Annotated in this window: 46 protein-coding genes; 7 read left to right on the top strand and 39 right to left on the bottom strand. The window is 50.6% G+C overall.

Going from position 1 to position 26,048, the window contains the following annotated elements:
- The first annotated feature begins 236 nt into the window (after positions 1–236).
- The gene (locus O3S68_RS24110) at positions 237–791 is read left to right on the top strand and encodes a gamma carbonic anhydrase family protein (RefSeq protein WP_269232678.1); all 555 of its coding nucleotides are present in this window, start codon (positions 237–239) and stop codon (positions 789–791) included.
- Here the strand turns inward: O3S68_RS24110 and O3S68_RS24105 are convergent.
- From O3S68_RS24105 to dprA, 6 genes are read right to left on the bottom strand one after another with little or no spacing between them, the layout of a single operon-like run.
- Complete coding sequence (locus O3S68_RS24105) at positions 767–1,024, bottom strand: DUF1488 domain-containing protein (protein ID WP_045514441.1); 258 nt, start codon at positions 1,022–1,024, stop codon at positions 767–769. The two genes, O3S68_RS24110 and O3S68_RS24105, sit on opposite strands and share 25 nt — an antisense overlap.
- Positions 1,021–1,839, bottom strand: a complete 819-nt coding sequence (gene aroE / locus O3S68_RS24100; RefSeq protein WP_269232677.1) for a shikimate dehydrogenase — start codon at positions 1,837–1,839, stop codon at positions 1,021–1,023. Before aroE ends, O3S68_RS24105 begins: the two co-directional genes overlap by 4 nt.
- A 4-nt stretch (positions 1,840–1,843) precedes the next feature.
- Positions 1,844–2,416: an L-threonylcarbamoyladenylate synthase type 1 TsaC gene (gene tsaC / locus O3S68_RS24095; RefSeq protein WP_269232676.1), complete on the bottom strand. Its 573-nt coding sequence runs from the start codon at positions 2,414–2,416 to the stop codon at positions 1,844–1,846.
- Positions 2,406–2,963, bottom strand: a complete 558-nt coding sequence (locus O3S68_RS24090; RefSeq protein ID WP_020455486.1) for a DNA topoisomerase family protein — start codon at positions 2,961–2,963, stop codon at positions 2,406–2,408. The genes tsaC and O3S68_RS24090 overlap by 11 nt, the downstream gene beginning before the upstream one ends.
- Positions 2,964–2,989: 26 nt before the next feature.
- Complete coding sequence (smg, locus tag O3S68_RS24085; RefSeq protein WP_017460081.1) at positions 2,990–3,463, bottom strand: DUF494 family protein Smg; 474 nt, start codon at positions 3,461–3,463, stop codon at positions 2,990–2,992.
- A complete protein-coding gene (gene dprA, locus O3S68_RS24080) occupies positions 3,435–4,559 on the bottom strand; it encodes a DNA-protecting protein DprA (RefSeq protein WP_269232675.1) in 1,125 nt (374 codons plus the stop codon). Before dprA ends, smg begins: the two co-directional genes overlap by 29 nt.
- Before the next feature lie 129 nt (positions 4,560–4,688).
- On the opposite strand from dprA, the gene def reads away from it, so the two are divergent.
- The 5 genes from def to mscL all read left to right on the top strand — a co-directional run bounded on the left by def (position 4,689) and on the right by mscL (position 9,459).
- On the top strand, positions 4,689–5,198 hold the full coding sequence (def, locus tag O3S68_RS24075) for a peptide deformylase (RefSeq protein ID WP_007369833.1): 510 nt from the start codon (positions 4,689–4,691) through the stop codon (positions 5,196–5,198).
- Positions 5,199–5,219: 21 nt separating this feature from the next.
- Entirely contained in the window at positions 5,220–6,167 is a 948-nt protein-coding gene (fmt, locus tag O3S68_RS24070) for a methionyl-tRNA formyltransferase (RefSeq protein ID WP_269232674.1), read from the top strand.
- Positions 6,168–6,212: 45 nt separating this feature from the next.
- The gene (gene rsmB / locus O3S68_RS24065; protein ID WP_269232673.1) at positions 6,213–7,502 is read left to right on the top strand and encodes a 16S rRNA (cytosine(967)-C(5))-methyltransferase RsmB; all 1,290 of its coding nucleotides are present in this window, start codon (positions 6,213–6,215) and stop codon (positions 7,500–7,502) included.
- A 22-nt stretch (positions 7,503–7,524) separates the two neighbouring features.
- Positions 7,525–8,901 carry a Trk system potassium transporter TrkA gene (gene trkA / locus O3S68_RS24060; RefSeq protein ID WP_007369830.1) on the top strand — a complete coding sequence of 459 codons (1,377 nt, stop codon included), beginning with the start codon at positions 7,525–7,527 and terminating at the stop codon, positions 8,899–8,901.
- Positions 8,902–9,045: 144 nt separating this feature from the next.
- Entirely contained in the window at positions 9,046–9,459 is a 414-nt protein-coding gene (mscL, locus tag O3S68_RS24055; RefSeq protein ID WP_045514451.1) for a large-conductance mechanosensitive channel protein MscL, read from the top strand.
- Here mscL and O3S68_RS24050 read toward each other — a convergent pair.
- The 31 genes from O3S68_RS24050 to rpsJ all read right to left on the bottom strand — a co-directional run bounded on the left by O3S68_RS24050 (position 9,456) and on the right by rpsJ (position 24,294).
- On the bottom strand, positions 9,456–9,668 hold the full coding sequence (locus O3S68_RS24050) for an alternative ribosome-rescue factor A (RefSeq protein ID WP_269232672.1): 213 nt from the start codon (positions 9,666–9,668) through the stop codon (positions 9,456–9,458). The genes mscL and O3S68_RS24050 overlap by 4 nt on opposite strands.
- Positions 9,669–9,724: 56 nt before the next feature.
- Positions 9,725–10,156: a Zn(2+)-responsive transcriptional regulator gene (zntR, locus tag O3S68_RS24045; RefSeq protein WP_269232671.1), complete on the bottom strand. Its 432-nt coding sequence runs from the start codon at positions 10,154–10,156 to the stop codon at positions 9,725–9,727.
- A gap of 2 nt (positions 10,157–10,158) precedes the next feature.
- A complete protein-coding gene (locus tag O3S68_RS24040; RefSeq protein ID WP_097408014.1) occupies positions 10,159–10,527 on the bottom strand; it encodes a DUF1992 domain-containing protein in 369 nt (122 codons plus the stop codon).
- Between the two features lie 108 nt (positions 10,528–10,635).
- A complete protein-coding gene (rplQ, locus tag O3S68_RS24035; RefSeq protein ID WP_001216372.1) occupies positions 10,636–11,022 on the bottom strand; it encodes a 50S ribosomal protein L17 in 387 nt (128 codons plus the stop codon).
- A 40-nt stretch (positions 11,023–11,062) separates the two neighbouring features.
- Entirely contained in the window at positions 11,063–12,052 is a 990-nt protein-coding gene (locus tag O3S68_RS24030) for a DNA-directed RNA polymerase subunit alpha (RefSeq protein WP_007369825.1), read from the bottom strand.
- A 25-nt stretch (positions 12,053–12,077) separates the two neighbouring features.
- Entirely contained in the window at positions 12,078–12,698 is a 621-nt protein-coding gene (gene rpsD / locus O3S68_RS24025; RefSeq protein WP_003031138.1) for a 30S ribosomal protein S4, read from the bottom strand.
- 34 nt (positions 12,699–12,732) lie between these two features.
- Complete coding sequence (gene rpsK / locus O3S68_RS24020) at positions 12,733–13,122, bottom strand: 30S ribosomal protein S11 (RefSeq protein ID WP_002919257.1); 390 nt, start codon at positions 13,120–13,122, stop codon at positions 12,733–12,735.
- Positions 13,123–13,138: 16 nt separating this feature from the next.
- Positions 13,139–13,495, bottom strand: a complete 357-nt coding sequence (gene rpsM, locus O3S68_RS24015; protein ID WP_007369824.1) for a 30S ribosomal protein S13 — start codon at positions 13,493–13,495, stop codon at positions 13,139–13,141.
- 146 nt (positions 13,496–13,641) lie between these two features.
- Positions 13,642–13,758 (bottom strand): 50S ribosomal protein L36, encoded by a 117-nt coding sequence (gene rpmJ / locus O3S68_RS24010; RefSeq protein ID WP_000868187.1) that lies wholly within the window; start codon positions 13,756–13,758, stop codon positions 13,642–13,644.
- Positions 13,759–13,788: 30 nt separating this feature from the next.
- Positions 13,789–15,120 (bottom strand): preprotein translocase subunit SecY, encoded by a 1,332-nt coding sequence (gene secY, locus O3S68_RS24005; RefSeq protein WP_007369823.1) that lies wholly within the window; start codon positions 15,118–15,120, stop codon positions 13,789–13,791.
- 7 nt (positions 15,121–15,127) lie between these two features.
- Entirely contained in the window at positions 15,128–15,562 is a 435-nt protein-coding gene (gene rplO, locus O3S68_RS24000) for a 50S ribosomal protein L15 (RefSeq protein ID WP_007369822.1), read from the bottom strand.
- A 3-nt stretch (positions 15,563–15,565) separates the two neighbouring features.
- On the bottom strand, positions 15,566–15,745 hold the full coding sequence (gene rpmD, locus O3S68_RS23995; protein ID WP_001140434.1) for a 50S ribosomal protein L30: 180 nt from the start codon (positions 15,743–15,745) through the stop codon (positions 15,566–15,568).
- A 6-nt stretch (positions 15,746–15,751) separates the two neighbouring features.
- Positions 15,752–16,252, bottom strand: coding sequence for a 30S ribosomal protein S5 (rpsE, locus tag O3S68_RS23990; RefSeq protein WP_007369821.1), 501 nt, complete (start codon positions 16,250–16,252; stop codon positions 15,752–15,754).
- 14 nt (positions 16,253–16,266) lie between these two features.
- Positions 16,267–16,620: a 50S ribosomal protein L18 gene (gene rplR, locus O3S68_RS23985; protein WP_017460073.1), complete on the bottom strand. Its 354-nt coding sequence runs from the start codon at positions 16,618–16,620 to the stop codon at positions 16,267–16,269.
- Between the two features lie 9 nt (positions 16,621–16,629).
- Positions 16,630–17,163 (bottom strand): 50S ribosomal protein L6, encoded by a 534-nt coding sequence (gene rplF, locus O3S68_RS23980; RefSeq protein WP_017460072.1) that lies wholly within the window; start codon positions 17,161–17,163, stop codon positions 16,630–16,632.
- Between the two features lie 12 nt (positions 17,164–17,175).
- Positions 17,176–17,568, bottom strand: coding sequence for a 30S ribosomal protein S8 (gene rpsH, locus O3S68_RS23975; protein ID WP_017460071.1), 393 nt, complete (start codon positions 17,566–17,568; stop codon positions 17,176–17,178).
- A gap of 33 nt (positions 17,569–17,601) precedes the next feature.
- Complete coding sequence (gene rpsN / locus O3S68_RS23970; protein ID WP_007369817.1) at positions 17,602–17,907, bottom strand: 30S ribosomal protein S14; 306 nt, start codon at positions 17,905–17,907, stop codon at positions 17,602–17,604.
- A 14-nt stretch (positions 17,908–17,921) separates the two neighbouring features.
- Positions 17,922–18,461 carry a 50S ribosomal protein L5 gene (rplE, locus tag O3S68_RS23965; protein ID WP_001096200.1) on the bottom strand — a complete coding sequence of 180 codons (540 nt, stop codon included), beginning with the start codon at positions 18,459–18,461 and terminating at the stop codon, positions 17,922–17,924.
- A gap of 14 nt (positions 18,462–18,475) precedes the next feature.
- Positions 18,476–18,790, bottom strand: a complete 315-nt coding sequence (gene rplX / locus O3S68_RS23960) for a 50S ribosomal protein L24 (RefSeq protein WP_007369816.1) — start codon at positions 18,788–18,790, stop codon at positions 18,476–18,478.
- Between the two features lie 10 nt (positions 18,791–18,800).
- Complete coding sequence (gene rplN / locus O3S68_RS23955; RefSeq protein WP_004388611.1) at positions 18,801–19,172, bottom strand: 50S ribosomal protein L14; 372 nt, start codon at positions 19,170–19,172, stop codon at positions 18,801–18,803.
- Positions 19,173–19,337: 165 nt separating this feature from the next.
- Entirely contained in the window at positions 19,338–19,592 is a 255-nt protein-coding gene (gene rpsQ / locus O3S68_RS23950) for a 30S ribosomal protein S17 (RefSeq protein ID WP_017460070.1), read from the bottom strand.
- A complete protein-coding gene (gene rpmC, locus O3S68_RS23945; RefSeq protein ID WP_004388609.1) occupies positions 19,592–19,783 on the bottom strand; it encodes a 50S ribosomal protein L29 in 192 nt (63 codons plus the stop codon). The genes rpsQ and rpmC overlap by 1 nt, the downstream gene beginning before the upstream one ends.
- Complete coding sequence (gene rplP / locus O3S68_RS23940; RefSeq protein ID WP_007369814.1) at positions 19,783–20,193, bottom strand: 50S ribosomal protein L16; 411 nt, start codon at positions 20,191–20,193, stop codon at positions 19,783–19,785. The genes rpmC and rplP overlap by 1 nt, the downstream gene beginning before the upstream one ends.
- 12 nt (positions 20,194–20,205) lie before the next feature.
- On the bottom strand, positions 20,206–20,907 hold the full coding sequence (rpsC, locus tag O3S68_RS23935; protein ID WP_000529945.1) for a 30S ribosomal protein S3: 702 nt from the start codon (positions 20,905–20,907) through the stop codon (positions 20,206–20,208).
- Positions 20,908–20,924: 17 nt separating this feature from the next.
- Positions 20,925–21,257 carry a 50S ribosomal protein L22 gene (rplV, locus tag O3S68_RS23930; protein ID WP_002919773.1) on the bottom strand — a complete coding sequence of 111 codons (333 nt, stop codon included), beginning with the start codon at positions 21,255–21,257 and terminating at the stop codon, positions 20,925–20,927.
- 14 nt (positions 21,258–21,271) lie between these two features.
- Positions 21,272–21,550: a 30S ribosomal protein S19 gene (gene rpsS, locus O3S68_RS23925; RefSeq protein ID WP_001138115.1), complete on the bottom strand. Its 279-nt coding sequence runs from the start codon at positions 21,548–21,550 to the stop codon at positions 21,272–21,274.
- Positions 21,551–21,566: 16 nt separating this feature from the next.
- Complete coding sequence (gene rplB / locus O3S68_RS23920; protein WP_007369812.1) at positions 21,567–22,388, bottom strand: 50S ribosomal protein L2; 822 nt, start codon at positions 22,386–22,388, stop codon at positions 21,567–21,569.
- 17 nt (positions 22,389–22,405) lie between these two features.
- Positions 22,406–22,708 carry a 50S ribosomal protein L23 gene (gene rplW, locus O3S68_RS23915; protein WP_000617546.1) on the bottom strand — a complete coding sequence of 101 codons (303 nt, stop codon included), beginning with the start codon at positions 22,706–22,708 and terminating at the stop codon, positions 22,406–22,408.
- The gene (gene rplD, locus O3S68_RS23910) at positions 22,705–23,310 is read right to left on the bottom strand and encodes a 50S ribosomal protein L4 (protein ID WP_007369811.1); all 606 of its coding nucleotides are present in this window, start codon (positions 23,308–23,310) and stop codon (positions 22,705–22,707) included. The genes rplW and rplD overlap by 4 nt, the downstream gene beginning before the upstream one ends.
- Positions 23,311–23,320: 10 nt before the next feature.
- Positions 23,321–23,950 carry a 50S ribosomal protein L3 gene (gene rplC, locus O3S68_RS23905; protein ID WP_017460069.1) on the bottom strand — a complete coding sequence of 210 codons (630 nt, stop codon included), beginning with the start codon at positions 23,948–23,950 and terminating at the stop codon, positions 23,321–23,323.
- 32 nt (positions 23,951–23,982) lie between these two features.
- A complete protein-coding gene (gene rpsJ, locus O3S68_RS23900) occupies positions 23,983–24,294 on the bottom strand; it encodes a 30S ribosomal protein S10 (RefSeq protein WP_001181005.1) in 312 nt (103 codons plus the stop codon).
- Positions 24,295–24,668: 374 nt separating this feature from the next.
- Here rpsJ and O3S68_RS23895 point away from each other — a divergent pair, with 374 nt between their 5' ends.
- Entirely contained in the window at positions 24,669–25,136 is a 468-nt protein-coding gene (locus tag O3S68_RS23895) for a prepilin peptidase (protein WP_269232670.1), read from the top strand.
- On the opposite strand, the gene bfr is transcribed toward O3S68_RS23895, so the two are convergent.
- Both bfr and bfd read right to left on the bottom strand, forming a co-directional pair.
- Positions 25,120–25,596: a bacterioferritin gene (gene bfr, locus O3S68_RS23890; protein WP_269232669.1), complete on the bottom strand. Its 477-nt coding sequence runs from the start codon at positions 25,594–25,596 to the stop codon at positions 25,120–25,122. The two genes, O3S68_RS23895 and bfr, sit on opposite strands and share 17 nt — an antisense overlap.
- Positions 25,597–25,668: 72 nt before the next feature.
- Complete coding sequence (gene bfd / locus O3S68_RS23885; RefSeq protein ID WP_071925235.1) at positions 25,669–25,863, bottom strand: bacterioferritin-associated ferredoxin; 195 nt, start codon at positions 25,861–25,863, stop codon at positions 25,669–25,671.
- Positions 25,864–26,048: the final 185 nt, after the last annotated feature.

Here is a 26,048-nt window from a genome sequence, read left to right as displayed (position 1 = left end):
TCGTTTTCTCGACTATCTCGTGAAGTGATTCACATTGTCGGGTCAACGGAGGCGCATTATAGGGATCCCAATTTTTTGCACAAGTCTTTTTGCGATCTTTTTTTCTGACTGCTGTTTTTTCATTCTTTTCGCTGCGATCCCGTACGAACTGCTCAAATAATGGTACGTAAAAGGGTTGCAGAAGGCCTTTCTTGCGATCAAAGTCATTATCCCGGCCTGTTTATGATGAGGTAATTATGTCTACCGTTTTACGCCCTTATAAGGATCTGCGGCCCCAATTAGGCCAGCGGGTAATGATTGATGCCACCAGCGTGGTGATTGGTGACGTCAGAATTGCTGATGATGTGGGCATTTGGCCATTAGTCGTGATTCGTGGTGATGTGAATTATGTTGAGATTGGCGCGCGCAGCAACATTCAGGACGGTAGCGTTCTCCATGTTACGCACAAATCTTCTTATAATCCTGAAGGCGATCCGCTGCTCATTGGCGAAGATGTTACTGTTGGGCATAAGGTAATGTTGCACGGCTGCGTTATCGGCAATCGTGTACTCGTTGGCATGGGATCGATCTTACTCGACGGTGCTGTTGTTGAAGATGATGTGATGATCGGCGCAGGAAGCCTGGTTCCCCAAAATAAACGCCTGGAAAGTGGCTACCTTTATCTGGGCAGCCCGGTAAAACAGCTCCGCCCCCTGACGGAAGCGGAGCTTGAAGGGTTGAAATACTCAGCCAGGAATTACGTGAAATGGAAAGATGAATATCTGGATCAAGGTAACCAGACAATCCCCTGATCATCCTCTTCTTGCTGGCGGATCAACTGTTCCGCCTCCTCTTCCAGATCCCAACGATGTTCACGAAATACCGCCAGGTAGTGTTCTGGTGTTTTGCCACCAAAGCGCTTTGCTAGCGTCTCTCCTTTTATGGCGCAAGTAATTTGCATACCATTGACCAACGCAGGAAAACAGACAGCACCAGCCGCGTCATCCCACCCTTCGCGATCCGGAAACTGAATGGCCTGATTCATTTTGCCAGTTCCTGTTTCAACAGAGTGATTACCGGTTCAACGTCCGGCAATACACCATGCCATAGCAGCACCGCATGCGCAGCCTGCCCGACCAGCATGCCTAAACCATCCGCACATTTCTTCGCACCTGAATTTTCACACCAACTCAGAAATGGCGTCGATCCTTTCTGATAGAACATGTCATAGCAATAAAGCTCGGGATGGATAAGCGCATTCGGTAACGCGGGGATCTCCCCACCAATACCGCTGGAAGTTGCGTTGATGATCAAATCGAATTCATGGTTCGCTAAATTATCCATAGCAACAGCATCAATGCTACCGGTGTGTGCAAAGAGCTTAACCAGCGTTTGCGCCTTAGAAAAAGTACGGTTGGTAACAGTCACGGCGCAATCCAGAGACAGTAAAGGAAGAATGACGCCGCGCGCTGCCCCACCCGCCCCGATAAGCAGAATGCGAAACCCCGGGCGAATAAAAGAGCGGCGTTCGAGATCGCTCAACAAGCCAATCCCATCCGTGTTATCGCCCAGTAACCGACCATCTTCAAGGCGTTTAAGCGTATTTACCGCCCCAGCCATCGCGGCACGTTCTGTGAGTTCATTCGCGCGAGCAAATGCGTCCTCTTTAAAAGGCACGGTAACATTCGCGCCTTTTCCACCAGCGGTAAAAAAAGCATCCAGCGTCTGCACAAAGCCATCTACCGGTGCCAGAACCCGACCATAAGAATGTTCAATACCCAGTTGCCGGGCAAATTGCTGATGAATAAACGGAGACTTGCTGTGCGCAATAGGATTGCCAAAGACGGCATAGGATTCCATACAGTTACCCCTGACGGAAAAGTTCGCCGGTAAGGGCGTCACGAATTTCAGAAGGATTTTGCCGTCCTCCGGTCGGGGCATCGACAACCGGGAAGTCTGGACCAAATTGGTCGATAACTTCCTGCGCTGTTCTGCAAGGCGGCAAGCCCGATAAATTAGCGCTCGTTGATACCAGCGGTTTTCCGTAAGCCTCACACAGCGCAATCACCGTTTGATGGTCAGTCACGCGCACGGCCAGCGAGTCAAAGCGCCCGGTTAGCCAGCGCGGCGTGTTCGGTTTCGCCGGGAAGACAAACGTTACCGGTCCGGGCCAGCAGGCAAAAATCGTCTGACGCTGTTCGTCAGTCAGCATGCTGTCATCAATATAGGGTTTAAGTTGATCAAAGCTGGCAGCGATAAGGATGAGGCCTTTATCAACCGGGCGTTGCTTTAGTTCAAGCAAGCGATAAACCGCAATCTCACTGTCCGGGTCGCAACCGACACCGAAAACAGCTTCTGTTGGATAAGCGATGACGTGTTCTTTCTTCAGGATCTCCACCGCCGCAACGATAGGATCTGTTGGCAGGTTATTCTTCACGAGTTTGTTCCGCCGTTACCGGCTGTCCACATTGTTTACTGGCGCAGAAGCGTTTCACGCCTTGCGCGGTTTTCTTCTCGATAAGTAGCGGGTAGTGGCAAACAAGACATTCACCCGCCACCGGTTTGAAATTTATAACGAACTGGCAATCTGGGTAACGATCGCAGGAATAAAAGGTTTTACCATATCGGGAGCGGCGCTGAACAAGATGCCCGCTTCGGCACTGTGGGCAAGTGATTGCGGTATCGTCGGGCTTATCAATCAACTCGGTATGTTCGCATTCAGGATACTGGCTGCAGCCAATGAACATACCGAAGCGTCCCTGACGCAGCACTAGCGCGGCCCCGCACACAGGGCACTGCTGCCCGTCCAGAACTTTAACAATATGTCCATCCGCCTGGCTTTTCAGTGGGCGAACATAATCGCATTCCGGATATTGAGAACATCCGAGAAACGGACCGTGTTTCCCGGAACGGATAACAAGTTCAGCCCCGCATTGTGGGCAGGGCTCGTTGTTACGCACCGAAAAGAGTGCTGATTTGGCCATAACGACTCTTGAAGCTGCAAAAATGATTAGTGCAGCATACCTTCATTCGCTTCAAAGAGTAATTCTTCCATTTGCTGGTAGGCGTTTTCACACCCAGGGATATTGAAGAGCACCATCAGAATGACCCATTTCAGATCTTCCAACTCGAACTCTGCCGTATCCAGCGCCAGCACACGTTCAATCACCATTTCTCGCGTTTCGAGGTTTAGCACCTGAATCTGCTCCAGGAATAACAAGAATCCCCGGCAACTGGCATCCAGCCTTTCACACTCTTCCGCCGTATAAATACGGACAGAAAGCGGATCAGAAGCAAGCTGCATCGGTTCGGCGAGGCCTTCCTGATAATCAGCCAGCTTTTCCAGCCACAAAAGTGCATTGTAGATGTCTTCACGATCAAATCCGGCGTCGGTAAGATCCCGTTCCAGTTTGTCCTGATCCACACGCAATTCCGCTTCGTTATGGATGTAAGTCTCAAACAAGTACATTAGTACGTCGAACATGGCTTGCCCTCCTCAATCGGACATAGCCGCCGGGTACAGCTGCGATCCATCCTGCTAACTCCAGTTCAAGCAATTGAGCTGCGATGACTGGCACAGGTTGGCCGGCACGTTCAGCGACGACGTCAACAGGTGTTACCTCATCTCCTACGTTAGCCAGGAGCTCAGGAAATGGCAATGCCACCTCTTCTTGATCTGGAGAATAAATTGCATTTTCGCGTACGTCAGACAGCCAATTCAGCCCATATTGCAAATTTTCGAGGATTTCATTAGCCGATGTTACCGGTATTGCCCCTTGTTTGATTAACCAGTGCGGCCCTTCGCTGCCCGGGCTACCAATAGGACCGGGTAATGCAAAAACATCACGGCCTTGTTCAAGCGCAATCCGCGCGGTCACCAGCGAACCACTACGCAAAGCGGCTTCTACAACCAGTACTCCACGGCTGAGCCCACTGATGATGCGGTTTCGCCGCGGAAAATTCCCCGGCTTCGGCGTAGTCGCGAGGGGAAATTCGGATACCAGTGCACCACCGCTTTCAATTACTTCTGCTGCAAGCGAAGCATGCTTGCGCGGATAGAGGCTGTATAAACCGTTCCCCAGTACGCCAATGCTTTTTCCATTAACCTGTAAAGCCGCCCGGTGCGCCACGCTATCGATCCCCAATGCCATGCCACTGGTAATCGTTAGCCCAGCACGAGCAAGCTCTTCACAAAAAATCCGCCCCCATCGCTCGCCATACCATGAATGTGCGCGGCTCCCAACAACGGCCAGTTGTTGTGTTGTCAGTACCGCTGGATTGCCTTTAACAAAAATAGCGCCGGGAAAATCAGGAATAGCGCGCAAAGGTGCAGGATACGCCGGATCGCTGGCAATAATTAAATGATTACCAGGTTGTGCAAGCCAGTTAAGGCTCTTTTCAACCTCACATGCAGAAAGAGAGAAAAAGCGCTGCGTTTGCACTTCTGTAAACCCGATGAGTCGAAGTTCAGCGAAGGATGCGCTCTGGTTTTGTTCCAGCCACTGGGCTGCTTTCAGCCATTGATCGCCACATAGCGAGGTCACCTGTAACAACCGCAGCCAAATCTCCGTGCTCGTCATCCTTTATCCCCTGCCATAAGCCGCTTTAGCAATCCTTGCGATTGGTCACTGATGCTGTCAATCGCGGGGGGATTTGTCTAGAATAGAGGTAATATTCTCACCAACTCCTGAACACGACTCTGGATATTTATGGCAGTTTTGCATGTGTTACATATTCCGGACGAGCGCCTTCGCAAAGTCGCCGAGCCGGTAAAAGAAGTGAATGCGGACATTCAACGTATCGTCGATGATATGTTTGAAACGATGTACGCAGAAGAAGGTATTGGGCTGGCAGCAACGCAGGTTGATATTCACCAGCGCATCATCGTGATCGACGTTTCCGAAAATCGCGACGAGCAATTAGTGTTGATTAACCCTGAGCTGCTGGAAAAAAGCGGAGAAACAGGTATTGAAGAAGGTTGCCTGTCTATTCCGGAACAGCGTGCACTGGTACCTCGCGCCGAAAAAGTAAAAATCCGCGCGCTGGATCGTGACGGAAAAACATTCGAACTGGAAGCGGACGGTCTTCTGGCAATCTGCATTCAGCATGAGATGGATCATCTGGTAGGTAAGCTGTTTATTGATTACTTGTCGCCGATGAAACGTCAGCGCATTCGCCAGAAAGTTGAAAAACTGGATCGCATGAACGCCCGCGCATAAAACGGGCTGAAAAGGATAAACGTGTCAGATTCTCTACGTATTATTTTCGCCGGCACTCCGGACTTTGCAGCGCGTCATCTTGACGCGCTGTTGTCTTCTGAGCATCAGGTGGTGGGGGTTTTCACCCAGCCAGACCGCCCTGCTGGTCGCGGTAAAAAGCTGATGCCAAGCCCAGTCAAAGTGCTGGCGGAAGAAAAAGGCCTGCCGGTGTTTCAACCTGCATCGTTACGTGCAGAGGAAAACCAGCAGTTGGTTGCCAGCCTCAACGCCGATGTGATGGTGGTGGTGGCATACGGACTGATCCTGCCCAAAGCAGTGCTGGCCATGCCGCGCCTGGGTTGCATAAATGTTCACGGTTCACTGCTGCCACGCTGGCGTGGCGCGGCGCCTATTCAGCGCTCACTATGGGCAGGTGATGCGGAAACCGGCGTCACTATCATGCTAATGGATGTGGGTCTGGATACTGGCGACATGCTGTTTAAACTCGCCTGCCCGATCACCGATGAAGACACTAGCGCCACGCTGTATGACAAGCTGGCAGAGCTCGGTCCGCAGGGATTAATTGCGACGCTGCAACAGCTTGCTCAGGGCACAGCACAACCGCAGGTGCAAGACGAAGCGCAGGTCACTTACGCAGAGAAGCTCAGCAAAGAGGAAGCGCGCCTGGACTGGTCGCTCAGCGCCGCCCAGCTTGAACGATGCATTCGCGCCTTCAACCCCTGGCCAATGAGCTGGTTTATGGTTGATGAGCAACCGGTGAAAGTCTGGAAAGCGTCGGTTATTCCGTCTAAGCCAACAGAGAAACCCGGTACGATCGTGGAAGTGTCGAAAGCGGGTATTCAGGTTGCAACTGCCGATGGAATATTGAATCTTGAATCGCTGCAGCCTGCCGGTAAGAAAGCAATGAGCGCGCAGGATCTGCTGAATTCACGGCGGGAATGGTTTGTCCCTGGTAACCATCTGGCCTGAGAGTATTTTTAGCCCGGCTTGCCGGGCGTTTTTATTTTTATCGCGATGAAAAAACAAATAAATTTACGCAGCATGGCTGCGCAGGCAGTTGAGCAGGTCATAGAACAAGGGCAATCGCTCAGCAATATCCTGCCGCCGTTGCAACAAAAAGTTTCCGACAAAGATAAAGCGCTGCTGCAAGAGCTGTGCTTTGGTGTTTTACGCGTATTGCCACAGCTCGACTGGCTCATCAATAAATTGATGTCGCGCCCAATGACGGGCAAGCAGCGCACGGTGCACTATCTGATCATGGTTGGGTTTTATCAGCTTCTGCATACGCGCATCCCTGCCCATGCGGCGCTGGCAGAAACCGTAGAAGGCGCAGTGGTCATTAAACGTCCGCAGCTTAAGGGCTTGATTAACGGCGTATTACGTCAATTCCAGCGGCAACAGGAAGAATTACTGGCAGAGTTCGCCCAAAGCGAAAATCATTTTCTGTTCCCGAAGTGGCTGTTACACCGTGTGCAAAAAGCCTATCCACACCAATGGCAACACATTGTCGAAGCCAGCAACCAGCGACCGCCGATGTGGCTGCGTGTCAATCGTCAGCACCATTCACGCGATGGCTGGTTAGCATTGCTGGAAGAGGTCGGTTTGCAAGGATCCCCGCATCCGGATTATCCCGATGCGGTACGCCTGGTGAGCCCAGCACCAGTCACCGCGCTGCCGGGTTTTGCCGAGGGTTGGGTTACGGTACAGGATGCTTCTGCTCAGGGCTGCATTGCTTTCCTTACGCCGAAAAACGGTGAACGTATTCTCGATCTATGTGCAGCACCCGGTGGCAAAACCACGCATATACTCGAAGCCGCTCCCGAGGCCAGCGTGTTGGCGGTAGACATAGACGAGCAACGTTTGTCGCGTGTTTACGACAACCTGAAACGACTGGGCATGAAAGCGCAGGTAAAACAGGGCGATGGGCGTTTCCCGGGACAATGGTGCGGTGATGAACAATTCGATCGTATCCTGCTGGATGCGCCTTGCTCAGCGACGGGTGTTATTCGACGCCATCCAGATATCAAATGGCTGCGTCGCGATCGCGATATTCCCGAGTTAGCGCAGTTACAGTCTGAAATTCTGGATGCCATCTGGCCGCATTTGAAACCAGGCGGTACGCTGGTGTATGCGACATGCTCCATCTTGCCGGAAGAGAACAGTCAGCAGGTTGCCGCTTTTCTCAAACGCACAACTGATGCGCAACTGAGCGAAACGGGTACGCCGGAAAACCCTGGCTTGCAGAAACTGCCAGGTGCGGAAGAAGGCGATGGTTTCTTTTACGCTAAGATAATCAAACAGTGATGGGAACAACGGGTCACAACAGATGAAAATAATTATTCTGGGTGCAGGGCAGGTTGGTGGCACGCTGGCAGAAAACCTGGTCGGAGAGAATAACGATATTACCGTTGTTGATACTAATGGCGACCGTCTGCGTAGTTTGCAGGACAAATTCGATCTCCGCGTCGTACAAGGCCACGGTTCTCACCCCCGCGTGCTACGCGAAGCTGGCGCTGACGATGCCGATATGCTGGTTGCGGTGACCAGCTCGGATGAAACCAATATGGTTGCCTGCCAGGTTGCGTATTCGCTGTTTAATACGCCAAACCGTATTGCCCGCATCCGCTCGCCTGATTACGTTCGCGACGCGGATAAGCTTTTTCACTCAGAAGCCGTTCCCATCGATCATCTGATCGCGCCGGAGCAGTTGGTTATCGACAGTATTTATCGCCTCATCGAATATCCCGGCGCATTGCAGGTCGTGAATTTCGCCGAAGGAAAAGTCAGCCTGGCTGTGGTGAAAGCCTATTATGGCGGCCCGTTGGTGGGAAATGCGTTGTCAACCATGCGCGAGCATATGCCGCATATTGATACTCGCGTTGCCGCTATTTTTCGCCACGACAGACCTATTCGCCCGCAAGGCTCAACGATTGTTGAAGCAGGTGATGAAGTGTTCTTTATTGCCGCATCGCAGCATATCCGTGCCGTTATGAGTGAACTTCAGCGGCTGGAAAAACCGTATAAACGCATTATGTTGGTTGGCGGTGGTAATATCGGCGCCGGTCTGGCTCGTCAGTTGGAAAAAGACTACAGCGTGAAGTTGATCGAGCGCGATCAACAGCGTGCGGCGGAGCTGGCCGAGAAACTGCAAAATACGATCGTTTTTTATGGCGACGCCTCCGATCAAGAATTACTGGCCGAAGAACATATCGATCAGGTGGATCTCTTTATTGCTGTCACCAATGACGACGAAGCCAACATTATGTCTGCAATGCTGGCCAAACGGATGGGAGCCAAGAAAGTGATGGTGCTCATTCAGCGCCGCGCTTATGTCGATTTGGTTCAGGGCAGTGTGATTGATATTGCCATATCACCACAGCAGGCGACTATTTCCGCTCTGCTTAGCCATGTACGTAAAGCGGATATCGTTGGCGTTTCATCGTTACGTCGCGGTGTCGCAGAGGCAATTGAAGCGGTTGCACACGGAGACGAAACGACGTCCCGCGTTGTCGGCCGTGTTATTGATGAAATTAAATTGCCGCCAGGCACAATCATCGGTGCGGTGGTACGTGGAAATGATGTCATGATTGCCAATGATAATTTGCGTATTGAGCAAGGCGACCATGTGATTATGTTTTTAACGGATAAAAAATATATCACGGACGTCGAGCGCTTATTCCAGCCGAGCCCATTCTTCCTGTAATAACCCGGGCGCAATCAGATGCGCCCGCATATTATTCCTCGCTTTTATCAGGGTTTAAGAAATCATTACAATCACCCTGCCCAAATGGAAATTGATCGGTAATTTGTTAGACTTAATCCGACAGTCTGCACATGGAGAAAGGATATGAGCATTTTGAAAGAGTTCCGTGAATTTGCAATGCGCGGAAATGTGGTGGATTTGGCAGTTGGTGTCATCATCGGTGCAGCTTTCGGCAAAATTGTGTCGTCATTGGTTGCAGATATCATTATGCCGCCGCTGGGGTTATTAATTGGCGGGATTGATTTCAAATCATTTGCCTGGACGCTACGCGACGCGCAGGGCGACGTTCCCGCTGTCGTCATGCACTATGGCGTGTTTATTCAGAACATTTTTGACTTCATCATCGTCGCTTTTGCGATTTTCATTGCAATAAAGCTGATCAATAAGTTGAAACGTAAGCAAGAAGAAGAACCGAAAGCGCCACCGGCACCGAGTAAAGAGGAAGTGCTGCTGAGTGAAATTCGCGATTTGCTGAAAGAGCAAAATAATCGCAGTTAAGCAAACGCAAGAAGGCCAGTGGAAAATAAGCGATTCGCTTGCTTGCCACTGGCCTCCTGAAAGCCTTTTTTTGCATGTTTGCCTTTCCGTAAATAACTTCCCTTCCCTTTTTTGTTTTTCTCAATACGCTGGCGAAATAGCGGATCATGTAACAAAGCTTCAATAGCGTTATCGTTGATCTGCCCTTTAGTATGCTGATAGCGGCTCATAACGTCTCCAGATTGTGTATTAAACGGCCGGAGTGTAGATCTCTCTGCGCAGAAGATCAACAGGCCGTAGCGTTTGGATTACCGCTCGCGCCTTGTTCAAGCGCCTCAAGAATAGAACAATAAACACTGCTGTGTGCGGTACCACAACATGCATCATTCAGTTTTTGCAACGAGCGGCGCATGGACTGTAACTCTTCGATGCGGGCTTCAACCTCGCTCAGGCGAGCCTGCACAATACTTTTCGACTCCTGGCAAGTGTGGTGTTCAGGATCAATACGGATCGACAACAGTTCGCGGATGGATTCGAGGGTAAACCCTAATTGTCGGGCATGGCGAATAAATTTGAGCCGTTGCAGATCGTTATCCGTATAAAGCCGAAATCCGCCTTCGGTTCTGACCTCATGATCCATCATTTGCTGCTTTTCGTAGTAACGGATCGTATCTGGCGTGACTTCTGCGAGTTTCGCGATTTCACCAATGCGATACATGATTACTCCTCATTAATTTTTTGCTGCAGTTTGGCGGCATAATCGCCTCGCAGGAAATCGGTGCTTAAGCCAGCCTGGCGCAGCTTCATTTCCAGTAACGACAAACGGCGATGCAAAAGCTGAAAATCCGGGTGATCGTGCTGCACGCTATTGAGCAGATCGATAAGCATCACGGCTTCTTTACGGTATTCGAGTTCTGGTGGCAGGCAGCCAGCATTTTTCAGCAAGCGATACCCAGCGCGGAGCTCCGCAGGGATATGAGAATCATCATCCAGCAACAACGGCTCACCGCTGCCGGGTAGATTATCAAACTCGCCTTTTTGCTGAGCATCGAGAATATGGCGTTCTGCCCACTGATCTAGTAACCACATAACGGCTCTCGACGGAATGAATAAAAAAGATACATATATTGTAGGGAAGAGGCCGAACGACTGGTATAAAAAAACCCGCCGAAGCGGGTTTCTTTACGTTACTACAGATTACTCTGCAGCAGCTTCTGCTTTCGATTCAGAGCGATCAACCAGCTCGATGTATGCCATCGGCGCGTTGTCACCAGCACGGAAACCACACTTCAGAATACGAGTGTAACCACCGGCACGGCTCGCGAAACGCGGGCCCAGTTCGTTAAACAGTTTTGCCACGATCTCGTTATCACGAGTGCGGGCGAATGCCAGACGACGATTAGCAACGCTATCCGTCTTGGCAAGAGTAATCAGCGGCTCAACTACGCGACGCAGCTCTTTCGCTTTCGGCAGGGTCGTCTTGATGATCTCATGACGAACCAGAGAGCCTGCCATGTTACGGAACATGGCCTGGCGATGGCTGCTGTTGCGGTTCAGTTGACGACCACTCTTACGATGGCGCATGACCTTATCCTTCTCAGTAAAACCTTAACCTGTGATCCGGTTACTCGTCAGCAATGCTTGCCGGCGGCCAGTTTTCCAGGCGCATGCCCAGAGACAGACCGCGGGAGGCCAGCACGTCTTTAATCTCAGTAAGAGATTTTTTACCCAGGTTCGGCGTTTTCAGCAACTCAACCTCGGTACGCTGTACCAGATCACCGATATAGTGGATAGCTTCTGCCTTGAGGCAGTTAGCAGAGCGGACAGTCAATTCCAGATCGTCAACAGGGCGCAGCAGAATCGGATCGAATTCTGGTTTCTCTTCTTTAACTTCCGGCTGACGTACATCACGTAAATCAACGAAAGCTTCAAGTTGTTCAGCCAGAATGGTTGCCGCACGACGAATCGCCTCTTCAGGATCGATTGTGCCGTTGGTTTCCATTTCGATGACCAGCTTGTCCAGGTCGGTACGCTGTTCAACACGTGCTGCTTCAACATTGTAGGCAATGCGCTCTACAGGGCTGTAGCAGGCGTCAACGAGCAGACGGCCGATTGGGCGCTCATCTTCTTCCGAATGAATTCGGGCAGACGCCGGAACATAACCACGACCGCGCTGAACTTTGATACGCATGTTGATAGATGCGTTTTCATCGGTCAGGTGGCAGATCACATGCTGCGGCTTGACGATTTCGACATCACCGTCGTGGGTAATGTCGGCTGCGGTCACAGGGCCAATGCCAGATTTATTCAGAGTAAGAATAACATCATCTTTACCCTGAACTCTCACCGCCAGCCCTTTCAGGTTGAGCAGGATTTCAAGGATATCTTCCTGAACGCCTTCTTTGGTGCTGTACTCATGAAGTACACCATCAATCTCAACCTCAGTCACCGCGCAACCCGGCATCGATGAGAGCAGAATACGGCGCAGTGCGTTACCCAGAGTATGGCCAAAGCCACGCTCTAAAGGCTCAAGGGTCACCTTGGCGTGCGTCGAACTCACTTGCTCGATATCTACCAGGCGCGGTTTTAGAAACTCTGTCACAGAACCCTGCATTGTGTCCTCTCTTTGGTACTAAGCTTTACTTGGAGTAAAGCTCGACGATCAGGTGTTCGTTAATGTCCGCAGACAGATCAGAACGCTCCGGCTTACGCTTGAACGTACCTTCCATCTTGCCAGCATCAACTTCCAGCCAGGTTGGCTTTTCACGCTGCTCAGCCAGCTCCAGAGCGGCTTTCACGCGAGACTGCTTTTTCGCTTTCTCACGAATGCTAACAACGTCATTCGGACTAACCTGATAAGAAGCGATGTTAACAACACGACCGTTTACCATGATTGCTTTGTGGCTAACCAGCTGGCGTGCTTCAGCACGAGTGGCGCCAAAGCCCATACGGTATACAACGTTGTCCAGACGACCTTCCAGCAGACCCAACAGGTTTTCACCGGTGTTGCCTTTCAGACGTGCTGCTTCTTTGTAGTAGTTACGGAACTGACGCTCCAGCACACCGTAAATACGGCGAACTTTTTGCTTTTCACGCAACTGCACACCATAGTCAGACAGACGCGGTTTACGCGCACCGTGCTGGCCAGGAGCTTGTTCAATTTTACACTTGGTATCGATCGCGCGAACGCCAGACTTAAGGAACAGGTCTGTGCCCTCACGACGGCTCAGCTTGAGCTTAGGACCCAAATATCTTGCCATTTTCTTTCTCCAACAATCCTAGAAAACGACCGCGTTATACGCGACGTTTTTTCGGCGGACGACAACCGTTGTGAGGGATCGGAGTCACATCAGTAATATTAGTGATGCGGAAACCAGCGGCGTTCAGAGCACGAATAGTAGATTCGCGGCCCGGACCCGGTCCCTTAACCATAACTTCCAGATTCTTGATACCGTATTCTTTTACGGCTTCAGCGCAACGCTCTGCTGCAACCTGAGCTGCAAACGGAGTGGATTTGCGAGAACCACGGAAACCGGAACCACCGGCTGTTGCCCAACCCAGCGCGTTACCCTGACGATCAGTAATAGTAACGATGGTGTTGTTGAAAGAAGCATGGATATGAGCCACGCCGTCAGAGACTTGTTTTCTTACACGTTTACGTGCACGAATTGGTGCCTTTGCCATTATTCAATCACCCCGATTATTTCTTGATCGGTTTGCGCGGACCCTTACGGGTACGTGCGTTGGTCTTGGTACGCTGACCGCGAACCGGGAGACCACGACGATGACGCAAACCGCGATAGCAACCAAGATCCATCAGGCGCTTGATGCTCATGCTAATTTCACGGCGCAGATCACCTTCAACGACAAATTTGGCAACTTCGTCACGCAGCGTGTCGATTTGTTCTTCAGACAGCTCACTGATCTTAACATTTTCAGCGATGCCCGCAGCAGCCAGAATGGCTTGAGAGCGGGTTTTACCGACGCCATAGATCGAAGTTAATGCGATCACAGCATGTTTCTGATCAGGAATGTTAATGCCTGCTATACGGGCCACTATGCACTCCTATAATTTTACTTGCACGCACCATGCTGAAAAGCCCGTTTTCAGGATACTCAAATGGAAACGTACAGACATACAAAAGATTGGCTGGCTAATCTAGCCAGCTCAACCCAACTTTGCAAGAAAAATATGCGAAATAATCAGCCTTGGCGCTGTTTATGCTTCGGCTCGGCACTGCAAATCACGCGGATGACGCCATCACGCTTAACGATTTTGCAGTTACGGCATAATTTCTTGACGGAAGCACGAACTTTCATTTTTACTCTCCGTAACTTCTCGGGCGACCATTAACGGCCATAGCCTTTCAGGTTCGCCTTCTTCAATGCAGACTCATACTGACTGGACATCATCAGAGTTTGCACTTGAGCCATAAAGTCCATAATCACGACAACAACGATAAGCAGTGACGTCCCACCAAAGTAGAACGGTACTTTCATCGCATCACGCATGAACTCCGGGATCAGGCAGATAAAAGTAATATAAAGCGCACCGACCAAAGTCAGGCGGGTCATTACTTTATCGATATACTTCGCCGTTTGCTCTCCCGGACGAATTCCTGGTACAAATGCACCGGACTTCTTCAGGTTATCTGCTGTTTCTCGCGGGTTGAAAACCAACGCCGTATAGAAGAAACAGAAGAAGATGATTGCAGACGCATAGAGTAACACATAAAGCGGTTGCCCAGGCTGCAAATACAGCGAAATTGTTGTCAGCCAGTTCCAACCAGTACCGCCCCCGAACCATGACGCGATAGTCGCAGGGAACAGAATAATACTGGAAGCGAAGATTGCCGGGATTACCCCCGCCATATTCACTTTCAGCGGTAAATGTGTGCTCTGAGCAGCATAGACACGACGACCCTGCTGGCGTTTTGCGTAGTTCACCACGATGCGGCGTTGACCACGTTCAACGAATACAACAAAGAACGTCACTGCGAATACTAATACTGCAACCAACAGCAACAGGAGGAAGTGCAGGTCGCCTTGACGCGCTTGCTCGATAGTATGGGCAATGGCTGGCGGAAGACCCGCCACAATACCGGCAAAGATAATGATCGAGATACCGTTACCGATACCGCGTTCAGTAATCTGTTCACCGAGCCACATCAGGAACATGGTTCCTGTAACCAGACTCACAACAGCGGTGAAGTAGAATGCAAAGCCTGGATTCATAACCAGACCTTGCATACCAGGCATATTCGGTAAACCGGTAGCAATACCGATCGACTGGAATATCGCCAACACCAGAGTGCCGTAACGGGTGTACTGGCTGATCTTACGACGACCAGACTCCCCTTCTTTCTTCAGCTCTGCCAGGGCCGGATGAACGACCGTTAACAACTGGATGATAATCGATGCCGAAATATACGGCATGATACCCAATGCAAAGATAGAAGCACGACTAAGAGCACCACCAGAGAACATGTTAAACATCTCAATGATGGTGCCACGCTGTTGCTCAAGCAGTTTGGCAAGTACAGCGGCATCAATACCAGGGATCGGAATAAAAGAGCCAATACGGAAAACAATCAACGCACCGATAACAAACAGCAGTCTGCGTTTCAGTTCGCCAATTCCACCCTTGGCACTTTGAAAATCTAATCCCGGTTGTTTAGCCATCTGCTACTTATTCCTCAATTTTACCGCCAGCAGCTTCGATAGCAGCACGAGCGCCTTTCGTCACACGCAGGCCACGAACAGTTACCGGACGAGCTACTTCACCAGCCAGGATCACTTTCGCGAACTCGATCTGGATGCCGATAATGTTAGCCGCTTTAAGCGTGTTCAGGTCAACTACGTCGCCTTCTACTTTAGCCAGATCGGACAGACGAATCTCTGCCGTGATCATTGCTTTGCGAGAAGTGAAACCGAATTTCGGCAGACGACGATACAGTGGCATCTGACCACCCTCGAAACCGCGACGTACGCCACCGCCAGAACGAGATTTCTGACCTTTGTGACCACGACCACCGGTTTTACCGAGGCCAGAACCGATACCACGACCCAGGCGTTTACCCGCCTTTTTGGAGCCTTCGGCCGGAGACAGAGTATTTAAACGCATCTCTTACTCCTCAACTTTAACCATGAAGGAAACCGCGTTGACCATACCGCGAACCGCAGGAGTATCCTCACGTTCAACAGTATGACCAATACGACGCAGACCCAGGCCAAGCAGCGTTGCCTTGTGTTTCGGCAGACGACCGATTGCACTGCGGGTTTGAGTGATTTTAATAGTCTTTGCCATGGTCAATTACCCCAGAATTTCTTCAACGGATTTACCACGCTTGGCAGCGACCATTTCCGGAGATTTCATATTTTCCAGGCCATCAATCGTTGCACGAACCACGTTAATCGGGTTGGTGGAACCATATGCTTTAGCCAGAACGTTATGAACCCCAGCGACTTCCAGAACGGCGCGCATTGCACCACCGGCAATAATACCGGTACCTTCGGAAGCCGGCTGCATGAATACACGAGAACCCGTGTGAGTACCCTTAACCGGGTGCTGCAGGGTGCCGTGGTTCAGCGCGACGTTAATCATATTGCGACGGGCTTTTTCCATCGCTTTCTGGATCGCTGCCGGAACTTCGCGGGCTTTACCGTAACCAAAACCAACGCGACCGTTACCATCGCCAACAACAGTCAGAGCTGTGAAGGAGAAAATACGACCACCTTTAACGGTTTTAGATACGCGGTTTACCGCGATCAGCTTTTCCTGCAGTTCGCCAGCTTGTTTTTCGATGTGAGCCATCTTACACCTCTACCTTAGAACTGAAGGCCAGCTTCACGGGCAGCATCTGCCAGTGCCTGGACGCGACCATGATATTGGAACCCGGAACGGTCAAAGGAAACATCTTTGATGCCTTTTTCCAGAGCGCGTTCAGCTACAGCTTTACCCACAGCTGCGGCCGCGTCTTTGTTACCGGTGTACTTCAGTTGTTCAGAGATAGCTTTTTCTACAGTAGAAGCAGCTACCAGAACTTCAGAACCATTCGATGCGATTACCTGGGCGTAGATATGACGCGGGGTACGATGTACCACCAGGCGAGTCGCACCAAGCTCTTTGAGCTTGCGGCGTGCGCGGGTCGCACGACGGATACGAGCAGATTTCTTATCCATAGTGTTACCTTACTTCTTCTTAGCCTCTTTGGTACGCACGACTTCGTCGGCGTAACGAACACCCTTGCCTTTGTACGGCTCAGGACGACGGTAGGCGCGCAGATCTGCTGCAACCTGGCCAATCACTTGCTTATCCGCGCCTTTCAGCACGATTTCAGTCTGTGACGGACATTCTGCAGTGATACCGGCCGGCAGCTGATGATCAACAGGATGAGAGAAACCCAGAGCCAGGTTTACTACATTCCCTTTGACCGCTGCGCGGTAACCTACACCAACCAGCTGCAGCTTCTTAGTGAAGCCTTCGGTAACACCGATAACCATTGAGTTCAGCAGGGCACGCGCGGTACCAGCCTGAGCCCAACCGTCTGCGTAACCATCACGCGGACCGAAAGTCAGAGCATTGTCTGCCTGGTTAACTACAACAGCATCGTTGAGAGTACGAGTCAGCTCGCCGTTTTTACCTTTGATCGTGATAACCTGACCGTTGATTTTTACGTCAACGCCGGCAGGAATAACGACCGGTGCTTTAGCAACACGAGACATTTTTTCCTCCGATTAGGCTACGTAGCAGATAATTTCGCCACCAAGACCAGCCTGGCGCGCTGCACGATCAGTCATAACACCTTTAGAGGTAGAAACAACTGCGATACCCATACCACCCATAACTTTCGGCAGCTCATCTTTTTTCTTATAGATGCGCAGACCTGGGCGGCTGATACGCTGAATGCTTTCTACCACAGCTTTACCCTGGAAGTATTTAAGAGTCACTTCCAGTTCCGGCTTGGTGTCGCCTTCAATTTTGAAATCTTCAATAAAACCTTCTTCCTTCAGCACGTTGGCAATTGCCACTTTCAGCCTGGAGGAAGGCATGGTGACCGCAGCTTTGTTCGCGGCCTGACCGTTACGGATACGGGTCAGCATATCCGCGATCGGATCTTGCATGCTCATCTGTCTTTACTCCCGTGATTCAATTGGTGACAATTACCAGCTAGCCTTTTTCAGACCCGGGATTTCACCGCGCATAGCGGATTCACGGACCTTAATACGGCTCAACCCGAACTTCCGCAGGAAACCGTGCGGACGACCAGTTTGGCGGCAGCGGTTACGCTGACGAGACGGGCTGGAATCACGCGGCAGACTCTGCAGCTTGAGAACAGCATTCCAACGATCTTCGTCGGAAGCGTTCACATCAGAAATGATCGCTTTCAGTTCAGCGCGTTTCGCGAAGTATTTTTCAGCTAAAGCTACGCGTTTAACTTCGCGTGCTTTCATAGATTGCTTAGCCATGAAGTAACCCTACCTTACTTGCGGAACGGGAAGTCAAAGGCAGCCAGCAGAGCACGGCCTTCTTCGTCAGATTTCGCAGTAGTGGTAATGGTAATATCCAAACCACGCACGCGGTCGACTTTATCGTAGTCGATTTCTGGGAAGATGATCTGCTCACGGACACCCATGCTGTAGTTACCACGACCGTCGAAAGACTTAGCGGACAAGCCACGGAAGTCACGGATACGCGGTACAGCAATAGTGATCAGGCGCTCAAAGAACTCCCACATGCGTTCGCCACGCAGAGTCACTTTACAGCCGATCGGATAGCCCTGACGGATTTTGAAGCCCGCAACAGATTTGCGCGCTTTGGTGATCAACGGTTTTTGACCGGAGATTGCTGCCAGGTCAGCTGCTGCGTTATCCAGCAGTTTCTTGTCAGCGATCGCTTCACCAACACCCATATTCAGGGTGATCTTCTCGACCCGAGGGACTTGCATGACAGAATTGTAGTTAAACTCAGTCATGAGTTTCTTAACTACTTCGTCTTTGTAGTAATCATGCAGTTTCGCCATCGTACTACTCCAAATTACTTGATAGTTTCGCTGTTAGATTTAAAGAAACGGACTTTTTTGCCGTCTTCGAATCTAAAGCCTACACGGTCGGCCTTGCCGGTTGCCGCATTGAAGATTGCAACGTTAGAAACCTGAATTGCAGCTTCTTTCTCAACGATGCCACCCGGTTGGTTCAGGGCCGGAACCGGCTTCTGATGTTTCTTAACCAGGTTGATACCTTCAACAATGATCTTGCCGGAAGACAGAACATTTTTTACTTTACCGCGCTTACCTTTATCTTTACCGGTTAACACGATAACTTCGTCATCACGACGGATTTTAGCTGCCATGATTCGCTCCTTAGAGTACTTCTGGTGCCAGAGAGATGATTTTCATAAACTTCTCAGAACGAAGTTCACGAGTAACCGGCCCAAAAATACGCGTACCGATAGGCTGCTCGCTGTTGTTGTTCAGAAGAACACAAGCATTGCCATCGAAGCGAACGACAGAACCGTCAGGGCGACGAACACCCTTCTTGGTGCGCACCACTACCGCCTTCAGCACATCACCTTTTTTGACCTTACCACGCGGAATTGCTTCTTTGATGGTGATCTTGATGATGTCGCCTACGCCTGCGTAGCGACGGTGCGAGCCACCCAGAACCTTGATACACATTACGCGACGTGCACCGGAGTTGTCGGCGACGTTCAGCATAGTCTGTTCTTGGATCATTTCAGTGCTCCGCTAATGTCAACTACTACTGAAGACCCTAAAATCAGGGTCGATAAAAAGCCCCATATCGGGGGCGCAGCATTATAACACCGCTTCCTTGATATGGGTAGAAAAAATAAACGGCCCATCGCTGAGCCGTTTATTCGTTTGAGAACGCGTACTCTATTACAGAATCGCTTTCTCTACAACGCGAACCAGCGTCCAGGACTTAGTCTTGGACAGCGGACGGCATTCGCGGATTTCAACCACGTCGCCGGTACCGCATTCGTTGTTCTCGTCATGTACGTGCAGTTTAGTCGTACGTTTGATGAATTTACCGTAGATCGGGTGTTTCACGAAACGCTCGATAGCTACAACAATGGATTTCTCCATTTTGTCGCTAACAACACGACCTTGCAGAGTACGGATTTTATCGGTCATTACGCACCCGCCTTCTCAGTCAGTAAAGTCTTAACGCGTGCGACATCACGACGCACTTGCTTCAACAGGTGAGTCTGTTGCAGCTGGCCACTTGCAGCCTGCATACGCAGGTTGAACTGCTCGCGCAGCAGGTTAAGCAGCTCGGTGTTCAGCTCTTCAACGCTCTTTTCACGCAGCTCTTTTGCTTTCATTACATCACCGTCTTAGTTACAAAGGTGGTTTTAATCGGCAGTTTTGCTGCTGCCAGCTCGAAGGCTTCACGGGCCAGCTCTTCCGGAACACCGTCCATTTCGTACAGGACTTTACCCGGCTGAATCAAGGCAACCCAATACTCTACGTTACCTTTACCTTTACCCATACGAACTTCCAGCGGCTTCTCGGTGATCGGTTTGTCCGGGAATACACGGATCCAGATCTTACCCTGACGCTTAACAGCACGAGTCATAGCACGACGTGCTGCTTCGATCTGACGAGCGGTCAGACGACCACGGCCAACAGCTTTCAGACCGTAAGTGCCGAAGCTCACATCCGTGCCCTGCGCGAGACCACGGTTGCGGCCTTTGTGCACTTTACGGAATTTTGTACGCTTTGGTTGTAACATCAGCGACGCTCCTTATTTACGGCCTTTACGCTGCTGCTTTTTAGGTTGAGCAGCCGGTTTTTCCGGTTGTTCAACTGCAGCCATACCACCAAGGATCTCGCCTTTGAAGATCCACACTTTTACGCCGATTACACCGTAAGTGGTGTGCGCTTCGGAGGTGTTGTAGTCGATGTCAGCACGCAGAGTGTGCAGCGGAACGCGACCTTCACGGTACCATTCGGTACGTGCGATTTCCGCGCCGCCCAGACGGCCGCTAACTTCAACTTTGATACCTTTAGCGCCCAGACGCATTGCGTTCTGTACAGCACGCTTCATAGCACGACGGAACATAACACGACGTTCCAGCTGAGAAGTGATGCTGTCAGCAACCAGTTTTGCGTCCAGTTCAGGTTTACGAACTTCGGCGATATTGATCTGAGCAGGAACGCCAGCGATATCCGCTACGACCTTGCGCAGTTTCTCAACGTCTTCACCTTTTTTACCGATAACGATACCCGGGCGAGCGGTGTGAATGGTCACACGGATGCTCTTAGCCGGACGCTCGATAACGATACGAGATACAGACGCTTTAGCCAGTTCCTTAGTCAGGTACTGACGTACTTTAAAATCGCTGTCCAGGTTGTCAGCGAATTCTTTGGTGTTCGCAAACCAGGTTGAGTTCCATGGTTTTACAATACCCAGGCGAATACCATTAGGATGTACTTTCTGACCCATTGCTAGTCTCCAGAGTCTCAGCGATCGGACACAACCACAGTGATGTGGCTGGTGCGCTTCAGGATGCGATCTGCACGACCTTTTGCACGCGGCATAATGCGCTTCATGCTCGGGCCTTCGTCTACGAAAATTTTCGCAACTTTCAGATCGTCAATGTCAGCGCCATCGTTGTGTTCAGCGTTAGCAATGGCAGATTCCAGAACTTTCTTGACCAGTACAGCCGCTTTCTTATTGGTGTAGGTCAGAATATCCAGGGCCTGCGACACTTTCTTACCGCGAATCAGGTCAGCAACAAGGCGAACCTTCTGAGCAGAAGAACGAGCATGGCGATGTTGAGCTAAAGTTTCCATCTCTTCCTCCTACCTTATTTCTTCTTCGCTTTTTTATCAGCAGCGTGGCCGCGATAAGTACGAGTCGGTGCGAATTCACCCAGTTTGTGACCGACCATTTCGTCGGAAACAAATACCGGAACGTGCTGACGACCATTATGGACAGCGATGGTCAAACCGATCATGTTAGGAAAGATCGTTGAACGACGGGACCAAGTGCGCAGGGGCTTCTTGTCTCCGCTTTCCACCGCTTTCTCTACCTTCTTCAGCAAGTGCAGGTCAATAAAAGGACCTTTCTTGAGAGAACGTGGCATGGCTTATCCTCTAAAATTATTTGCTACGGCGACGTACGATGAATTTATCAGTACGCTTGTTGCTGCGGGTCTTCTTACCTTTGGTCTGAACGCCCCACGGAGTTACCGGGTGCTTACCAAAGTTACGACCTTCACCACCACCATGTGGGTGGTCGACTGGGTTCATCGCAGTACCGCGAACGGTAGGACGAACACCACGCCAGCGTGCAGCACCTGCTTTACCCAGAACGCGCAGCATATGCTCAGCATTGCCAACTTCGCCCAGAGTCGCGCGGCATTCTGCTTCGACTTTACGCATTTCACCAGAACGCAGACGCAGGGTGACATAAGCACCATCACGAGCAACGATCTGAACGTAAGTACCAGCGGAACGAGCCAGCTGACCGCCTTTACCTGGTTTCATTTCTACGTTATGAACGGTAGAACCAACCGGGATATTGCGCATCGGCAGGGTGTTACCTGCTTTGATTGCAGCATCAACGCCAGACTGAATCTGGTCGCCAGCTTTCAGGCCTTTAGGGGCCAGGATGTAACGGCGTTCGCCATCTTTGTACAGAACCAGCGCGATGTTCGCGGAACGGTTCGGATCGTACTCAAGACGTTCAACAACTGCCGGGATACCATCTTTGTTGCGTTTGAAGTCAACAATACGGTAAGCCTGCTTGTGGCCACCACCGATATGACGAGTGGTGATACGGCCATTGTTGTTACGACCACCGGATTTGCTGTTTTTTTCCAGCAACGGAGCAAAAGGTTTGCCCTTGTGCAGCTCAGGGTTAACCACTTTAACAACGTGGCGACGACCCGGAGATGTCGGTTTACATTTAACAACTGCCATTGTATTACTCCTCCGACTTACTCAGCGCCGCCAACGAAGTCCAGATTCTGGCCTTCTTTCAGGGTGACGTAAGCTTTTTTCCAGTCGCTACGACGACCGATACGCTGTCCGTGACGTTTAACTTTCCCTTTAACTACCAGGGTGTTAACGACTTCGACTTCGACTTCAAACAGTTTCTGCACAGCAGCTTTGATTTCTGCTTTGGTCGCGTCTTTAGCAACTTTGAGAACGATGGTGTTTGTTTTTTCCATCGCAGTAGACGCTTTTTCAGAAACGTGCGGTGCACGCAGCACCTTCAGCAGACGTTCTTCACGAATCATGCCAGCATCTCCTCAACTTGCTTAACAGCATCAGCAGTCATTACGACTTTGTCGAAGGCGATCAGGCTAACCGGGTCGATACCAGTCGCGTCGCGAACATCAACCTTGTGCAGGTTGCGCGCGGCCAGGAACAGGTTCTCGTCCAGCTCACCGGTGATGATCAGCACATCTTCCAGAGCCATGTCTTTCAGTTTCTGAGCCAGCAGCTTGGTTTTCGGTGCTTCAACAGAGAACTGCTCGACAACGATCAGACGATCCTGACGTACCAGTTCGGACAGGATGCTTTTCAGCGCGCCGCGGTACATCTTTTTGTTAACTTTTTGACTGTGGTCCTGCGGACGCGCAGCGAAGGTCACGCCACCAGAACGCCAGATCGGGCTCTTGATAGAACCAGAACGAGCACGGCCGGTGCCTTTCTGGCGCCACGGTTTTTTACCGGAACCAGTTACTTCAGCACGGGTCTTCTGAGCACGAGTACCCTGACGAGCACCAGCTGCATAAGCAACGACAACCTGGTGTACCAGCGCTTCGTTGAAGTCACGACCGAAGGTAGTTTCGGAAACAGTCAGCGCGCTCTGCGCGTCTTTCAATACTAATTCCATTGCTATCTCCTCACGCCTTCACAGCTGGTTTAACGATCAGGTCGCTACCGGTTGCACCCGGGACAGCACCTTTAACCAGCAGCAGGTTGCGCTCAGCGTCAACACGTACTACGTCCAGGCTCTGAACGGTTACGCGCTCATTACCCAGCTGACCTGCCATTTTCTTGCCCTTGAACACTTTGCCCGGAGTCTGGTTCTGACCGATAGAACCCGGAACGCGGTGAGACAGGGAGTTACCGTGGGTAGCGTCCTGGGTACGGAAGTTCCAGCGCTTAACGGTACCTGCGAAACCTTTACCTTTAGAGGTGCCAGTTACGTCAACTTTTTTAACTTCAGCAAACAGCTCAACGCTAATGTCCTGACCTACGGTGAATTCTTCGCCGTCAGCAAGACGGAATTCCCACAGACCACGGCCAGCTTCAACGCCAGCTTTAGCGAAGTGACCCGCTTCCGGTTTGGTTACACGGTTAGCTTTTTTAGCACCGGTGGTAACCTGGATTGCGCGGTAGCCATCGTTAGCCAGATCTTTAACCTGAGTAACGCGGTTTGCTTCAACTTCGATTACGGTTACTGGGATAGATACGCCATCTTCAGTGAAGATGCGGGTCATGCCCACTTTTTTACCGACTAAACCAATCATTGTTTCAACCTCTCAATCGCTCGATGACCTGATTAACCCAGGCTGATCTGCACGTCTACACCGGCAGCCAGGTCCAGACGCATCAGAGCATCAACGGTTTTCTCGGTTGGCTCAACGATGTCAACCAGACGCTTGTGAGTGCGGATTTCGTACTGATCGCGCGCGTCTTTGTTAACGTGCGGGGAGATCAGAACGGTGAAGCGCTCTTTGCGGGTCGGCAGCGGGATCGGACCACGGACTTGCGCACCAGTACGCTTAGCAGTCTCGACGATTTCCGCGGTTGATTGATCGATCAGACGATGATCAAACGCTTTAAGACGGATACGGATTCTTTGGTTCTGCATGAGACCAGAGCTCCAATTATTTATAGACGAAAATAATTACTCCTCACACCCATTACGATTGATGGGGGAGTGTAATCGTTCTTACGTAGCTCCCCGATTGGGAGCATTGTAACGGCCAAACAGCACCGTTGTGGTTCAGATTGAACCCGCCGTCATTTATGACAAGCCCGCGCATTATACGTAAATCTGAGCCAGACGCAAGCGTAGTTTAGAAATTAAGCAGTGCTGCGAGCATGCTCGCAGAACGAACATAACGACAATAAAGTCGGCATCATTTCTCACGAGCTGCCACGCAACATCAGTAATAGTTAATTGGCGTTCACACCGCAATTTCGCATTCTGCATGCCACCCTTACTGACTCTGGCAGGACGCCATGTTTTTTCTCGCGGTTTACTTGTTACTCAATCTAATGCTTGTCTGGTACGACATCCGTAACGGGTTATTGCCAGATCGTTTCACCTGCCCTCTTCTTTGGGCGGGACTACTTTGGCACTGCTTCGCAAATGCTGAATTATTGAAGCAAGCGGTTATCGGCGCAGCGGCAGGTTACATAGGGTTTGCTGTTATTTATTGGGGCTACAAAATGTTGCGCGGTAAGGAAGGGCTTGGCTACGGTGACGTAAAATATCTTTCGGCTCTCGGGGCCTGGCATGGCTGGCAGAGTTTACCTGGACTGGTTTTTATAGCCGCCTTGTTGGCCTGCAGTGTGGTAAGTATTAACGCGCTCCGATTGCGAAGTTTGCAGGCATTAAAAAACCCACTGCCTTTCGGGCCATTTCTAGCGGCAGCGGGTTTACTAACGGGATACAATTCTGTGATACCAACTACTCTTCCATTTTGATTTGCGACTGGAGATAGTTCTGAATACCAATTTTACTTATCAGATCCAGTTCTGTTTCCAGCCAATCAATATGATGCTCTTCTTCAGCAAGGATCTTGATCATCATGTCGCGGCTAACGTAGTCATGGACACTATCCGCATAAGCGATGGCTTCGCGCAGATCCTTCGCGCCTTCCAGTTCCAGTCGGAGGTCCGATTGCAGCATCTCCTCAACGTCTTCACCAATGCCCAGTTTGCCCAAATCCTGCAAATTAGGGATACCTTCAAGAAATAAAATACGCTCGATGTAGAGATCGGCGTGTTTCATTTCATCAATAGATTCATGGTATTCGACATCGTTGAGGCGCGTCAGACCCCAGTTTTTGAACATTCTCGCATGGAGAAAGTACTGATTTATTGCGACAAGCTCATTTCCCAATAATTTATTGAGATAATTTATGATTTTAACATCACCTTTCATTATGTAGTCCCTCCGCTTCCACTCATTGAAGCGTAGATGGGGCTACAAGGATGTCAAAAAAAAGATAAGGACTCAGGCAATCTCTTTATATTCCGGCATCCGGGTAAGTTCGTCTTGCATGATCTCTCTGGCTGCGCGAACACATTTACCACACTGATTTCCAACCGGAACAAATTTGCGGAGTTGCTGAAATGATTGAGGATGAAACTGGCGCACTGCCTGGCGAATTTTTTTATCACTCACACCATTACACAAGCAAACGTACATGATCACTCCCGTTCAATTTCTGCGCAAAGTGTAAATGAGAATAGTTGCGATTACAATAGCGCAACTGTAAAGCTGCTCGCCCGGTGCGTAGTTTAATTTCGAATAAATATTTCGACCGTAAATAGCGGACAGCAAAAAGGGCGCCGATGCGCCCTTTTTTCAATTCAAAGCTAATTAATTAGCCC

It is taken from the genome of Kosakonia sp. SOY2, from assembly GCF_027109175.1.
GTDB lineage: Bacteria > Pseudomonadota > Gammaproteobacteria > Enterobacterales > Enterobacteriaceae > Kosakonia.
Note: the sequence above shows the minus strand (reverse complement) of the source record. Positions and strands in the feature narration are given on the sequence as shown.